The organism is Chitinophaga oryzae (assembly GCF_012516375.2).
Taxonomy (GTDB): domain Bacteria; phylum Bacteroidota; class Bacteroidia; order Chitinophagales; family Chitinophagaceae; genus Chitinophaga; species Chitinophaga oryzae.
Map to the genome: position 1 here is coordinate 698,901 of NZ_CP051204.2, position 14,308 is coordinate 713,208.

Below are 14,308 nucleotides of genomic sequence, written 5' to 3' on the forward strand. Positions count from 1 at the left end.
CAAGTTAGTAAAAAAAATCGGACTGAGGCATTGGCACCTTCACCACTTTGCCCGTGGTAACCGGCGGTGTGCCGGGTTTTACGCCGAAGAAAAACCGGGTGATCACAAATGGTTTGATCAGCAGGTTAAAGATCAGGACGGCCGACAGCCAGGTGCTCAATACCACGAAAAGATAAACGATGAGCGGAGACAGGCGATGGTCAGGGAAAAAGCCTGCGATGATGATAACCAGCGGTTGTTGCAGGAGATAAAAAGGCCAGGCGAAGAGGTTGACGTATGTGCGCAGGCGATGCTCCCGGTCGAGGTGTTTTTTGGCGTAGCCAGTAAGGCAGAACACCCACAGGCCGGCATGGAAGGGTTCCACAAGCAGGGCCACCAGCGAGCCCGCCTGGTACCGGTGTCCGGCCATGACCAGGGCCACAGCGGTCAGCAGCGCCAGAAGGGAGCAACGGCGGTTTCGTTCGAGACTGTCCATCAGTCCGGGTTGTAACATACAGAAGAAGCCAATTGCCAGCAGCAGCCACCAGTACAGGAATACAAAGACGTAGCCGGAGGCGCCCGTCAGGAGGCCGGTAACGAAGACCACGGCTAGCGGCAGCAGGAGAAGATAAACCCGTTGACCGGAAACGAACCAGTACAGCGACTGTTGAAACTTGCGGGCGGAAGCAGTGCGTAGCCAGCGGAACAGCGGCGTCATCATTATCATGTAAAAGGCAAGACATACCACCACCCAGAGATAGTGCCAGTTGGCCGGGTGTAATGCCCGCCTGAGCGCTGTTGTATAATAGGACGCAAACCCTTCCCGGTGAACAACTTCCGGTTGCTCAAGGCATAGCAGCAACGGCAGCAGCAGGAACAGGCCGGTGAGCAACGGTGCCAGCAGGCGGCGTATCCACAACAGTATCATCCTGGTGTTATTGCGTTTTAGCGCCATGTGCAGGGAGGTGGCGCCCGAGAGAAAGAACAACAGCGGAATAAAGCTGCTGTTCATTATGTAGTCAATTTTATCTGAATGCGTGAAGGAACGTGCTGCGGTGAAAAGGAAAATGCACAGTATGGCAAGTGCGCGGAGCCAGTCGAGATAAGCCAGTCGGCAGGTCTTTGTTTGCATCTGAATGGTATTTTAGCAAACCTAAGCCCTGTAAGGGTTTTGGAAGGTTTGGTTTTGACCACCTGCAGGAAAGCTTTGACGAATTGTAAAAGGGCGGCAACCGATACCCGGGAAGTTAGGTCCGGCGGGCGGTATTTAGAACACATTCAGCAATCGGTCCTGATGGAGCGATCCTCAACGTACAACCACCCCCGTCAGCTCCCCGAAAATTTCTATCTTGCAATTCCTTAAAAACCAATCTATTATAATTTTAAACACATTTAGTCTATAGAATTAGTAGGATAATAGATTTTTTCCCTTATCTTTGTTTCATTATAAAACCAGCGTGATAAAGCCCCTGCAACGGAACCTTTTATCAGCCATTAAAAAAGAGCGAACATGTCTACCTTACACCGTTACGCAGATTACCTGCCAGCCCCGATCGCCGATCAGTTCCCCAGTCCGGTAAGGAACAGGGAGCGTATCCGTCCTTTAACAGCCGGTCAGTTTTTCGCTGATTTTTATCTGGAAGAAGAAAATGTGATCAACGAGGGACCGTTGCTGAAAGCGGGCATCGGTGGTACTTCCCTGCATTTGCTGACAGCGCAGCCTTTGGTAGTGGCTTTTTATTCTGTTAACTGGAACGGTTACGGAGATGCGCTGATTGCTGAACTGATAGCCAAACATGCTGCCATAGAAGCTGCCGGAGCGCGTTTGCTGGTACTGTCCAGCGAGGGCAAAAAGCATTTCTCTCAATTCAACCGTCAGCCGCTGCCTTTTGACGTGGTGCGGGACGTACAGCACCGTATTGCCCGTAAGGCCGGTATTTACAAAGAGTCCGATCCTATCTGGGGCCGTGTTGCCGGTGTAAACGCGGATGTGCCTGTTCCGGCAGTTTATCTGGTTACGCCTTCGCTTGAAATCACGTACAGCTTTGCGGACGTCAACCTGGAGCACCGGTTTTCGGCAGACGAACTGTTGTCTGTGGTAGACAAGCAGCTGGCCATCAGCGCATAATATCGTTACGTTTAACCGTTGCAGTTACCTTATACGAAAGTCCTTGTTCCGGAGGCGGTATAGGCCATCCGGAACTCTTTGGGCGTACAGTCTTTTTTCTTTTTGAAGATGCGGTTGAAATTGGAAATGTTGTTAAACCCGCATTTATAAGCAATTTCATTAACGGTATGCGTGGTTTCTATCAGCATCCGTGAGGCATGCCCCAGCCTTATTTCTATCAGTGTATCCACAAACGTTTTCCCGATCCTCGCTTTAAAAAAACGGCTGAAAGCCACGTCTGTCATAGCTGCCAGCTTAGCGGCCTCGTGCAGGGAGATATTCTTGTCGAAGTTACTGTTGAGGTAATGCATGACCTTTTCCACACGGCGGCTGTTATACGAAAATGTTTCCAGGTTGCGGAAGCTGGCGTCTGAGAGGATGCGCATGTTCCTGCTGGTAGACAGGTCGTGCAGGATAGACATCAGCTCCAGCACTGAATCGAAGCCCTGTTTCTGTGGCAGGTGTACCAGCCGGGGCATGATCTGCCGGGTGGTTTCTGTAGAAAAAAGAATGCCGCGGAGCGACCGTTCGAACATGTTTTTAATGAAACTCATCTGGTTGCGTTGCAGGAATTTTTCGTCAAACAGGTCGCGGTGAAACTGGATCGTGATCTCCTTGATCACGTTGCCTTTATGTTTATGGGTAAACCAGCCGTGCTGCAGGTTGGGGCCTACCAGTACCAGTTCCAGGTCTTCAATATCTTCTATGTGGTCGCCGATAATGCGCCTGGCGCCGGTGGCGTGCTGGATGAAGTTGAGCTCAAATTCTTCATGATAGTGCAGGGGGAAGTCAAAAGCTGTTTTTTCCCGGGAGAAAAGGGTGAAACAATCGCTTTGTGTTAGCGGAGTGATCTCGCGTAGTAGTTTGCTTTTCATTTACCATATTTTGGTGAACGTGGAATGTCTTGATTTTTTGCCTGTAACATCAACAGGGATAAAAAAGCATCATTTTTTTATTGTTCCTGTAATAAAACGTAAAGGTGTAATCTGGTATGTAATAATAAGGATAATCGCTGATTTTAACTATGGCTGCCCGGGAAATTTGCAGGCATATATTATGGGAAAGATTATCAAAGTATAACTAAAAGATAATAAAGTATTACCTGTCTGCTGAAATAAAAATCATTTTTACAATGGTAGCGGCCGCGTTACATTGGCCGGCTACGGAGGACCGGTTGCATTTTGTATTCCACGTATGCTTGTCCGGAGCGCCCGCCAACAGCAAAGCCTGTTTGTGCGGCAGGAAGAACTATTGCGCACAAACAGGCTGCCGGCGGTTACCGGCGGCTATAAACTCCAACTAACGGTATCGCCTGTCCCGGATTATCCGTTGCCCGCTGTTTTCGGCTGGCAGCCTGTCAATTGGGCCGCTTCATTCAGTTGCCGTTCCACGGCATTGCCATCTATCAGCGCGCGGTGTTCGATGATCCGCCCGTCTTTGATGGCGAAGGATCGGAATCCGCTGGTAACGGCGGTTTGGCCTGTTGAGGGAATGCCTCGCCATACACCGGTGTGTTTCAGGTGCATCGAGATGCGGAGCATGCAATGACCGGGTTCGGCGAGGTGTTCCTCAATCACCGTCAGCGGTTCAAACGACTGATGCACCTGGTCTATCCATTGTTTCAGGCCGGTGGCGTCCGGCGGCATGCCTGCCGGGAGCGAATAGTCCTTAAAAGCCGGATGCAGGAAAGTATTGAGCTGGCTGGTGTTGCCGGCGTTCCATGCTTCGCTGATGAAGCGGACGATCAGGTCTTTTTGTTCGGTGAGATGCATAGCGTGACTGTTTTAGGCAACAAAGGTACCGCCGGCATAGCGGCGCCGGTTGCGTCAAACGTCACAAAACGCGGCGGCGGATGCGGCTGAGCGTTTCGCGGGAAATGCCGATATAGGAGCTGAGTTGTGTAAGAGATACACGTTGTATCAGTTCCGGCTGATGGGCCAGGAGGTACTGGTAGCGTTCTTCCGGGCTATGCGTCTTCAGCCAGTCGGCATGTGCCTCTCCTGCGATCGCCAGTAGTTCCAGGCGTTCGCGGCCGAAGGCGGCGATAGCGGGAGATTGTTCATAGAGTGCCGCAAGTGTGTCCCTATGCCAGCGAAGGAGCACAGAACGCTCTGTGGTGGCCAGGTGATAGGCGGAGGGTTCATTGTTCCGCAGGCTTTTCATATTAGTGGCAAAACTGTTTTCAAAGAAGAAAGCGGTGTTTACCTCCCGTTGATGATGATCGTAGAATGCCCGGCAGGCGCCTTTTTCCACGAGCCATATATGCTGACAGGTCTGTCCTGCCCGCAATACATGGTCACCCTGTTTGACCAGTTGAATCTGTGCCGCATTCCAGAGGAGTTCTTTGGAAACGCTGTCCAGTCGTGACTTGTGGAGGACAGAGCTGTCGAAACAAACGATTGTTTTTTTCATGTAAGATGCTGCTAAAACAAGCTGGCAGGCTGTAAAAATACTCACTACTAGGTATTTTAACAATCCTTTCCATCACTTACCTTTGTCCCACGCAGATAATCACTGCTATCTGCTAACTGTCACACAAGGCTAATACTGTTCCAACAGATCATCATATTTTTACCCCCAAAAAAGGGTCATCTTCTACAGGAAGGGGACCCTTATCCGTTTTTTATATACATTTGTTATCAGAGAGCATTAAAAACCTACGACATTTTACGGTTTATCCTATACACTATATAGCAGGGACATGGACATGAGTACGTATACCGTATTACCCGAGGCTGCCAGTCTGGAAGAAAAGCTGCAGGCCCTTCAGGCCATAGAGCGCGAACTGCCGGCCGTATTTATCGTGATGAACGTGGAGAGGGATTATGTAGAATATATGTCTGAGAACGGACGGCAGCAGCTGGACGTTTCGATGGAAGACCTGAAAGCGATGGGTCTCCGGTACTTTGACACTTACTTTAATCCGCACGATGTGGCAGACTACCTGCCTAAAATCACCGCTATGCTTACCGCGCCGGCAGAAAAAGACGCGAGCGTCACCTTCTTTCAGCAGGTGAGGCTGGCCCGTCATCTGGACTGGTCCTGGCACCTGGGCACTACCCGGGTGTTTATGCGGAACGCCCTTGGGATACCGACGCATGTGATCACCTGCGCCATTCCTATTGATCCGTTGCATCACGTGACCAGTAAGGTGAACCGGCTGCTGGAGGAAAACAATTTCCTGCGCCGGAATCAGCATATCTTTGCGGCGCTGACCAAAAGGGAGAAGGAAATCCTGCGGCTTATGGCGCTGGGGCTCAGCGCCAGCGAGATAGCGGAAAAAGTACATATTTCGGAAAAAACAGCCGTCACCCACCGCCGGAACATCAAAAGCAAAATCGGCGCCCAGTCAGGGTATGACCTGACCAGTTTTGCACAGGCGTTCGACCTGATCTGACGGGAAAAAACATTTCCCGGGAAATCCCGAAAATTTAAAGCGGGAATGCACGCCATATACGGATAAATCTGTATTTTCAGGGTGTATACCATATTTTTTTCCCTGTCTGCCTGTTTTGCAGCAGACTTGTTAACCGATTATGTATGTCTTTTAAAGCAGTTCTCAACATCGACGGCGAAGAGTTAAACGTACTGGAGTGCGATTTCACCTTCAGCCAGCACACCGATCACAATGGAAAGCCTGCAGCCCGCCCCAAAGGAGGCAGTATTAATCTGAAAGTAGAATCTGCCGGCGAAACTCATCTTTTTGACTGGATGATCTCCAATACCCAGACCAAAAACGGCAGTATTACTTTCTTCCGCCGCGATTCTATGTCCCGGCTCAAGGAACTGCGGTTTACCGACGCCTACTGCGTGGGCTATACCGAGCAGTTCAATGCCGCCAACGATCAGCCTTTGCAGATACAGCTGTCACTTTCCGCCCGTGAGCTGAAGCTCAATAATTCCGTGTACCAGAACCCCTGGCCCATCTAGGCACGCAAAGCGTTTTAAGCGGGCCAGGACGCAAAGTTTACATAAGCGAGCTAAGAAAACAAAGAATGCGGAGATCAAATTTTGCGCTCCGTTCCTTTGATTCCCGGGTTCTCTTATTATGGCCATTTATTATGGTAATCGTAAGATCTTTGCGTTCTCTGCTCCCTTATAACCCTTTGCGGGAACCCTTTGCTGCTTTGCGGGAACGACGTACCTTTATGCACTGCGGCAAAGCCGCAATGTGGACTATGGAAGACAAACAAGTCATTACCTACCCCAACGGCAATATGACCATGACGCGCTGGATGTGCGATGATATCCTCATCGGGCACGGTTTGTCATCGTTCCGGGAACTCTTCTCCCATCCGGCACATAGCGACAATGACGTGGTAAGGCTGCATTTCGGCCTGCGGGGTGACTACCTGTTTACCTACCAGCAACTGGGCAAGACCTACGACCTCATTGGCGGGCATCATAACTTCATGTATTCCCATCCCTTCGATATGGTGGTGGAGAACAAAACCCTCGAACTGGAAATCTTCGGGGTACAGTTCCCGCGGGAGAAATTCCTCAGCTTTACCCAACATGCCAGCGATCAGCTTAAACGTTTTGCAGAAAAAGTAGTGGCCGGCCAGCCGGTGATCTTCACAGACACCTGGGGCGCCCTGGATTCCCAGATGGAGCAGGTCATCGCCCAGATCCGCTACAGTAAATACGCCGGCGATTTCCAGCGGCTTTTCCTGCTGTCCAAAAGCCTGGAACTGCTGGTGCTGTCTGCCGAATCCTGCACGGCAGCCGAACAGCGCCAAAGTATCTACCTGAAAAGTAAACAGGACACCGAAAAAATCATCGCCGTACGGGACCTGCTCAACGCACGGCTGGATTCTCCGCCGAGCCTGACAGAGATCGCCCGCACGGTAGGGCTCAACGAATACAAACTGAAACGGGGCTTTAAAGAGAAATTCAATAATACCGTTTTCGGTTACCTGACCGACCAGCGGCTGCACCTGGCGCATCAATTCCTGCGCGATACCGGTAAAACCGCTGCCGAAATAGCCGCTGAACTGGGCTATGCCACCCCGCAGCATTTCAACAACGCCTTTAAGAAGAAATTCGGGTTTACTCCGTTTTCGGTTAGAAATAATCCGTAATACGCAATCCGCCGAATCACCTTTATTTTACTTTTGTGCTGTGCCACAAAGGCCAAGTATTTATCTACCTGTAAAAACAACTATCGTATGGGCAACGCACTCATTGTGAGAAATGACATCACCATCAACGCACCCGCAGCAGTAGTGTGGGATACCCTGATCAATCCTGCCAAAACAAAACAGTATATGTTCAACTGCGAAACGGTATCCGACTGGAAGCAGGGCAGCGAGCTGCTCTGGAAAACGGAATACGAGGGGGCAGAACTGATTGCCGTAAAAGGTATCATCGAAGAGATCATTCCTAATGAAAGGCTGACGTATACGACCATCGATCCCAATTCCAATATCGACGATACATCTGAGAACTACCTGAAAGTGACTTATCAGCTGACCGCCCAAGACGGGCAAACCCTGCTGGTAGTGACGCAGGGCGATTATTCCACTGTGGCGGAAGGTGACCGGAGATACAAAGAAGCTATGGACGCCGGTGGCTGGTCTTCCATCCTCACCGAAATCAAAAAAGTGGCGGAGGCCAACTAATAACCGGTAAAAAAAGGGCTTTCACCGGAACCTGCCCTCCGTTTACCTAGTGATGGTTGATTCCCCGGGCGCTGTGTTACAATTTTGAGGTATAATCCTGTTTTATGACACAGCTCCCAACATCTTTTCATGTAGTGATTGCCGGTGGCGGTATCAGTGGCCTGGCACTGGCGTTGTTCCTGAACAAGGCAGGCATATCCTGCAGCATTTACGAAGCATACGGCTATAAAGCGACCATCGGCGCGGGTTTCAACATCGCGCCTAACGGCATGAACGTATTGGATGCCCTGGGGCTGGCAGAAAAGGTAACTGCCGCCGGGGCGGTGTCTGAAGCGATCTGTATGCGTAACGGTAAAGGCAAAGTCATCGCCAGTTTGCCAAATGGTTCCGTTGAAAAATACGGCCAGCCGGGTGTAAGCCTTTCCCGGGCTGCCTTGTATGACATCCTGCTGCAGGAACTGAAAGAACAGGGCCTCACCGTGCATTACCACAAAAGACTTTGCGATATCCGGCAGACGGAAGACAACGTAACTGCTGTATTCACCGACGGTACACGGGCTACCGGCGACGTGCTGATCGGCGCTGACGGCGTTCATTCCGCTACGCGGCAGCTGCTTTTTCCCGAAGCACCCGCACCGGCTTTTACCTGCATGAAAAACTACGGCGGCTTTGCTCCTTTGTCAGCCCTCCCGGAAATGACAGCACAGGAAATCAACAGCCTCAATTTTACTTTTGGCAACGATGGCTTCATCGGTTACTGCGCCGCCGGCAACGGGATGGCCATGTGGTGGTCCAACCTGCCGTCTGACGTGCCTTTTACCAAAGAAGAGCTGGACTCCACCACGGTAGAAGAAGTAAAATCGTTGATGCAGGACCGTTATAAAAATTATCACGCTCCCATCCCCGCGCTGATCGCCCATACCGAAAAGGTACTGAAGGTGAATGTGTCTGACATTGCTTCCCTTTCCTCCTGGCATAAAGGCCGGGTGTTACTGATCGGCGACGCTGCCCATGCGGTAAGTCCCAGTGCCGGCCAGGGCGCCTCCATGGCCCTGGAAGACGCCATGTACTTGGGTATGCTGCTGCGCGACGCCGGCGTTGGTTCTTATGCCGCCGCCTTCCGGAAGTTCGAAACCGACCGTAAACCCAGAGTGGAGAAGATCGTGGCAGAAGGCAGGAAAAGGAGCCGGTCTAAAAGTATACTCCGCCCCTGGCAGGCTAAAATCCGGGACTGGATGATGGCGATTTTTATCCCGCTGTTTGCGCCTAAAAACTTTGACTGGTTGTACCGTTATAAATTGGACTGGCAGATGAAATATTAGCAGGAAAGGGTATATTTAGGTATAAATCCCTGATATTATGCCATCCCCTAACGCTTTCCGAAGGTTAATACTGCCCATTGTTATTGCTATCCCTGTCCTTTTTGCGATGCTGTCCTATGGCTTGTTCAGCAATAATATCGCATCAGGACTTTGGGTGCTCATGAGTTTAGCGTTCCTGTTAGGTGTTCCTTTTGTGATGGGAGCACTGACCATTTATTTTTCTCCTCTCAAATGGGTAAAAAGCCTCGGTTACCAGATTCTGATGCCCTGGGTGCCCATCGGTATTTTTTTTGTGGTTACGCTCCTGGTAGGGTGGGAAGGCTGGGCATGCTGGCTGATGGCGCTGCCGTTGGCCATGGTGGCTTCCACGATAGGTGGATTGGCCGCCGCCCGTTACAAAGAAAGGGAAGGGAATAAAAATGAGCGCGTCTACCTCTCCCTGATCGTTTTACTCCCGTTGATCATCTCCCCTATAGAACAACTGATTGGTAAGATCCCCGGCCAATACAAGGCCTATACTTATATCGATATTCATGCCGGTAAAGAAGCCATCTGGAAAAACGTTACCCGTGTAGGTGAAATTGCCGCTGCACAGGACAAAGGCTGGTTTACCCGTATGTTGGGCTTTCCCCGTCCTGTCAAGGCGGAACTGAACTATGAAGGCGTGGGCGCATACCGCAAGGCCATCTTCGACAAAGGTCTGGTCTTCGATGAAAAGGTAACAGCGTATAATCATCAGCGTAGTATGAGCTTTACCATTCATGCAGACCCTTACAATATTCCTTCTACCACCATGGACGAACATATCGTGATTGGCGGCGAATATTTTGATGTGCTAAACGGTGCCTATGAGCTGGAACCGTTATCCAACGGTACTTACAGGCTACATCTCTACAGCCATTTTAAGTTGAACACCACTTTTAATTTTTATGCCAGCTGGTGGGCTTCCTGGATCATGAAAGACATCCAGAACAACATCCTGCAGGTGATCCGGCAGCGGGCAGAATCTGGCTTACCAGAAGACCGTATATAGCGCTGTCAGGATACCGACGATCAGAATGGAGCCTGCAATGAAGCCCGGCGTGGTGCGGAACATGGACTTGTCAATTTCCAGGGCATGTGCGGTGGCTTCTTTCGTAGGACGTGTGATGCTGATGATGATCATCAGGATAACGATCAGTACAAAGGTGATGGACATCCTGTCGAGGAACGGGTAGTCCGGAAAGGCGCCGTGCGTCCATACGGGCAGGAATTTCAATATCGTAGAGACGGGGATGGTCAGCAGGGCGCCGGTGAGCGCAGCGCCGGCGGTGGTCCGTTTCCAGAAGAAACCCAGCAGGAAAATAGCCAGTACGCCAGGCGAGATGAAGCCCACATATTCCTGTATAAACTGGTAGGCCTGGTCCAGCGAACGCAGTGACGGGGTGACGATAGCTGCCAGCAGCATGGCGATGATCACCGCCCAGCGGCCTACCCTCACCAGCTGTTTTTCGCTGGCTTCGCGGTTAAAATATTTCTGATAGATGTCCAGCGAGAAAATGGTGGAGATGCTGTTGGCCTTACCGGCCAGCGACGCCACGATGGCAGCTGTGAGCGCGGCGAAAGCAACGCCTTTCAGTCCGGGTGGCAACAGGTTCATCAGCGTAGGATAGGCATGGTCCGGTTTGATGACCCCGGCAGCATCGGTCATCTCCTGCTGGAACATACCGTTTTTGTGCAGCACGAACATCACAATGCCGGGAAGTACCGCAATGACCGGCACCAGCAGTTTCAGGAAGGCGGCAAACAGAATGCCTTTGCGGGCGGTCTGCAGGTTGGCCCCCAGCGCACGTTGTGTGATGTACTGGTTGCAGCCCCAGTACGCGAGGTTGTTGATCCACATACCGCCTATCAGTACAGACAGTCCGGGAAGATCTTTGTAATAGGGATGATCGCTGTGGAAGATCATGTGGAAGTGGGAAGGGGCTTCCTTCCGCAGTACAGACAAGCCTTTCAGGATATTGCTGCCGTAGCCGAATTTCTCCGCTAATAAGGTCAGTGCGAGATAGGTTGTTACCAGTCCGCCGATGATGAGCACGGCCACCTGTACCACATCGGTATAGCCGATTACTTTCATGCCGCCGAGAGTAACGATGACGGAGAAAACACAAAGGCCTGCTATGCACCATTCGAAGGGAATGGTGGAGATAGAGGCAATGGCCAGTGCGCCGAGGTAGATAATGGAAGTCAGATTAACGAACACGTACACCAGCAGCCAGAATACGGCCATGACGGTACTGACTTTGTCGTTGTACCGTTTGGCCAGGAACTGTGGCATGGTGTATATTTTATTTTTGAGGTATAGCGGGATAAAGAACACGGCTACAATGATCAGGGTGGCGGCGGCCATCCATTCGTAGGTGGAGATGGCCAGTCCGAGCGCGAAGCCGGAGCCGGACATACCGATGAAGTGTTCTGCTGAAATATTGGAGGCGATCAGGGAAGCGCCGATAGCCCACCAGGTGAGGGAGCCTTCCGCGAGGAAGAAGTCTTTGGAGCTGGCAGCCGCTGATTTTTTCCGATGATAGACGTAGTACCCGTAGGTGGCGATGGCGATAAAGTAAATGAAAAAGACGATGTAATCCGCTTGCTGCAGCTTATTCATGTGGTGGATGTGGAATTTATAAAGTTGGTTGATAAGTTACATTAATTGCTGCGATCCCCCAAAAGGGGGATCTGACCGGTATGCAGCAACAAACGGAGGTTTTTCAGAATAGTCAGAATTTCAGGGTGGCAGGCAGGTATTTCGCCACGAGATCTTCGTAGTAAGGACGAAGCTTATTCCAGTCCGGTGGTACCGGGTTTTTGGAATAGAGGTCATATGGGTTGAAGAGTTTCACCCATTTGAGCATTTCGCGGTCATGATCATCGAGCAGATAATCATAGGCGCCTTCCCGGTGCCAGGCGTAGAAAGAGTGGTAGCGCAGCATGTACAGGCCGGATTCCGGCAGATGGTCTTTCATCATCTGGTACACGTATTCATCGTGTCCCCATGACATGTGCACGTTGCGCAGGCCGCAGCCCTGCTGATACACGCCGGTACCTTCCTGGTACGCGGTATTTTGATAATCCGGGTTGTTGCGGAAATATTCCGGATAAACGACTTTGTCGGAGTAAGGGGCGCCAACGGGGAAGGTATCGCCTACAACGGCCCATTGTGGCTCGCCGAAGAGGCAGAGCACTTTGCCCATATCATGCATGAGGCCTGTGAGCACCATCCAGTCGGGATGGCCGTCATTACGGATGGCTTCCGATGTCTGCAGCAGGTGCTGGAACTGGTCCAGGTCGGTATCCGGATCGGAGTCGTCCACCAGTTCGTTCAGGAAATTGAAAGCGTCCCATACCGGCATTTCCTTTTTGTTGAATTGCAGGAAGTCGGCCCTTTTCTGTTGCACAAAATCATAAGTCTGGTAGGTATGATTGAGACGGTAGAATTCACGGACGGTGTCCCGCTCAGGGGTATCGTAGTTCCGGTATTCGTCTGCAGATTTGGAGGTAGCGATGCTTTCCGGCGTGGGATACCGTTCCAGGACGGCGTCTTCCCACTGGTCGAGGCTTGTTAAAGGATTCACTTCTTTTTCAGTGAAGGAAGGTTGTTTGTTATCCATGGCAAGCTGTTTTATGGCTGACTTAAATTTCGGCTATTTTGACAGGATTATTGGTATAGGCGGGGAGTTTTATTTACGAAACCGGTTTCGTAGATTTATTGATCATGAAAAATGTGAATATCAGGGCGCTGGCCCGGGAGCTGAACCTTTCGTTGTCTACCGTGTCGAAGGCTTTGCGCGACAGTTATGAAATCAGCGCCGCCACCAAAGAAAGGGTGCGGGCGCTGGCGGCCGAATGGAACTACATCCCGAATGCTTACGCCAGCAGCCTGCGGGGACGTAAGAGTAAAAATATCGCCGTCGTGCTGCCGGAGGTGGCGGACAGTTTTTTTTCGATCGCTATTAATGGTATCGAGGCAGCCGTGAAGCCGAAAGGATATCATGTGATCATTTACCTGACGCATGAAAGTTATGCCGGAGAAGCGGCTATATTAAAAGATTTCCAGAGCGGCCGGGTGGACGGGGTGCTGTTGTCGGTATCGCGGGAAACCACAGAGACGGCCCATGTGCAGGAACTGATGGACAAAGATGTACCGGTAGTGTTCTTCGACCGGGTGCTGGAAACGCTGGCCGCGCCCAAAATTGTGACCAATGATGCCGAAAGCGCCTATAAAGCCACGGTGCATCTGATAGCGCAGGGATGCCGGGAGATCGCCTATCTCGGTATTTCCGACAGCCTGTCTATCTGCCGCCAGCGGATGGCCGGGTATATTCAGGCGCTGGGAGATCACCAGCTGCCCGTACACCAGCGGAACATCCTTACCTGTACTGACGACAGCACCCGTAATTTCCAGCAGGTAAAAAAACTGCTGCAGCGGTCGCGGCGGCCGGACGGCATCATAGCCTCCGTGGAAAAACTAACGACTACCGTATACCAGGCCTGCCTGCAGCTGAAGTTGCGCATGCCCGCAGATGTAAAGCTGGTGTGTTTCTCCAACCTGGAGATCGCTACTATTCTGCAGCCGTCGCTGACAACGGTCACACAGCCGGCTTTTGAGATGGGAAAGACCGCGGCGGAAGTGCTGGTGAAGATGCTGGAGAAGAAGCCGCTATCGACGAAGGATATACGGATGGTGATACCTTCGGAATTGGTGATGAGGGAGTCGAGCAGGTGACCATAGTTATTGTCTGTGATTTTCCCTCGTTAGTTTCAACATATTGCTTCTCAGCACTTTTGCCATTTCGCGGTTATAAAAAGTGTCGTCCTCCAGCAGTGGGGAAGTATATAATGTTGCTCCTTTTTTTAATTCAATTTCTTTTCTCTTAATATACCTAAACCATAGTTTTTCATAAAGCGTTTCAGGCTTTTTTCTCATTTGGGCGACGTCAACAAATTGTTTTTGCTCAGCGCTAAATGGTAAAAGTCGTCCTTCAACCAATGCCTCAAACCAATATCCATATTTTTCCAACAACGCTATTTCTTCAGGAGAGAAGATCACAGGATTACATGCAATGGTGAATTTGCCCTTTGATTTTATGTATTCATGATGTTTCGCTTCGTTGTTCATTATACATTAATTTGTTTTAAGAACTACGACAAATAAAATAAAGAGAAAGTGTCTTCGGCCAGGC

General features: G+C 50.8%; 15 protein-coding genes. 8 read left to right on the forward strand and 7 right to left on the reverse strand.

The genetic code is table 11. The features are described from left to right. Nucleotides 1-4: 4 nt before the first annotated feature. Nucleotides 5-1,111 (reverse strand): acyltransferase family protein, encoded by a 1,107-nt coding sequence (locus HF324_RS02885; protein ID WP_168809325.1) that lies wholly within the window; start codon nt 1,109-1,111, stop codon nt 5-7. 378 nt (nt 1,112-1,489) lie between these two features. On the opposite strand from HF324_RS02885, the gene HF324_RS02890 reads away from it, so the two are divergent. After that, on the forward strand, nt 1,490-2,107 hold the full coding sequence (locus tag HF324_RS02890; RefSeq protein ID WP_168861881.1) for a redoxin domain-containing protein: 618 nt from the start codon (nt 1,490-1,492) through the stop codon (nt 2,105-2,107). Nucleotides 2,108-2,136: 29 nt separating this feature from the next. Here HF324_RS02890 and HF324_RS02895 read toward each other — a convergent pair whose 3' ends face one another. From HF324_RS02895 to HF324_RS02905, 3 genes are all read right to left on the reverse strand, one after another. Continuing rightward, nucleotides 2,137-3,021, reverse strand: coding sequence for a helix-turn-helix transcriptional regulator (locus tag HF324_RS02895; protein ID WP_168809328.1), 885 nt, complete (start codon nt 3,019-3,021; stop codon nt 2,137-2,139). 447 nt (nt 3,022-3,468) lie between these two features. Continuing rightward, on the reverse strand, nt 3,469-3,918 hold the full coding sequence (locus tag HF324_RS02900; protein ID WP_168861882.1) for an ester cyclase: 450 nt from the start codon (nt 3,916-3,918) through the stop codon (nt 3,469-3,471). 61 nt (nt 3,919-3,979) lie between these two features. Continuing rightward, complete coding sequence (locus HF324_RS02905) at nt 3,980-4,558, reverse strand: Crp/Fnr family transcriptional regulator (protein ID WP_168809332.1); 579 nt, start codon at nt 4,556-4,558, stop codon at nt 3,980-3,982. Between the two features lie 289 nt (nt 4,559-4,847). Here HF324_RS02905 and HF324_RS02910 point away from each other — a divergent pair, with 289 nt between their 5' ends. The 6 genes from HF324_RS02910 to HF324_RS02935 all read left to right on the forward strand — a co-directional run bounded on the left by HF324_RS02910 (nt 4,848) and on the right by HF324_RS02935 (nt 10,122). Then, nucleotides 4,848-5,543, forward strand: a complete 696-nt coding sequence (locus HF324_RS02910) for a helix-turn-helix transcriptional regulator (protein ID WP_168809334.1) — start codon at nt 4,848-4,850, stop codon at nt 5,541-5,543. Nucleotides 5,544-5,686: 143 nt separating this feature from the next. Further along, a complete protein-coding gene (gene tssD / locus HF324_RS02915; RefSeq protein ID WP_168809336.1) occupies nt 5,687-6,076 on the forward strand; it encodes a type VI secretion system tube protein TssD in 390 nt (129 codons plus the stop codon). 248 nt (nt 6,077-6,324) lie between these two features. Further along, the gene (locus HF324_RS02920; RefSeq protein WP_168809338.1) at nt 6,325-7,227 is read left to right on the forward strand and encodes a helix-turn-helix domain-containing protein; all 903 of its coding nucleotides are present in this window, start codon (nt 6,325-6,327) and stop codon (nt 7,225-7,227) included. A gap of 87 nt (nt 7,228-7,314) precedes the next feature. Beyond that, complete coding sequence (locus HF324_RS02925) at nt 7,315-7,767, forward strand: SRPBCC family protein (RefSeq protein ID WP_168809340.1); 453 nt, start codon at nt 7,315-7,317, stop codon at nt 7,765-7,767. Nucleotides 7,768-7,871: 104 nt separating this feature from the next. Next, on the forward strand, nt 7,872-9,089 hold the full coding sequence (locus HF324_RS02930) for an FAD-dependent oxidoreductase (protein ID WP_168861884.1): 1,218 nt from the start codon (nt 7,872-7,874) through the stop codon (nt 9,087-9,089). 37 nt (nt 9,090-9,126) lie between these two features. Then, entirely contained in the window at nt 9,127-10,122 is a 996-nt protein-coding gene (locus tag HF324_RS02935; RefSeq protein WP_168861885.1) for a hypothetical protein, read from the forward strand. On the opposite strand, the gene HF324_RS02940 is transcribed toward HF324_RS02935, so the two are convergent. Beyond that, on the reverse strand, nt 10,102-11,733 hold the full coding sequence (locus HF324_RS02940) for a sodium/sugar symporter (protein WP_168809346.1): 1,632 nt from the start codon (nt 11,731-11,733) through the stop codon (nt 10,102-10,104). The two genes, HF324_RS02935 and HF324_RS02940, sit on opposite strands and share 21 nt — an antisense overlap. A gap of 112 nt (nt 11,734-11,845) precedes the next feature. Then, nucleotides 11,846-12,736: an inositol oxygenase family protein gene (locus HF324_RS02945; RefSeq protein ID WP_168809348.1), complete on the reverse strand. Its 891-nt coding sequence runs from the start codon at nt 12,734-12,736 to the stop codon at nt 11,846-11,848. Nucleotides 12,737-12,840: 104 nt separating this feature from the next. On the opposite strand from HF324_RS02945, the gene HF324_RS02950 reads away from it, so the two are divergent. Next, nucleotides 12,841-13,851, forward strand: a complete 1,011-nt coding sequence (locus HF324_RS02950; protein ID WP_168861886.1) for a LacI family DNA-binding transcriptional regulator — start codon at nt 12,841-12,843, stop codon at nt 13,849-13,851. 6 nt (nt 13,852-13,857) lie between these two features. Here the strand turns inward: HF324_RS02950 and maoP are convergent, their stop codons facing one another. Further along, the gene (gene maoP / locus HF324_RS02955) at nt 13,858-14,244 is read right to left on the reverse strand and encodes a DUF413 domain-containing protein (protein ID WP_168809352.1); all 387 of its coding nucleotides are present in this window, start codon (nt 14,242-14,244) and stop codon (nt 13,858-13,860) included. Between the last annotated feature and the right edge of the window lie 64 nt (nt 14,245-14,308).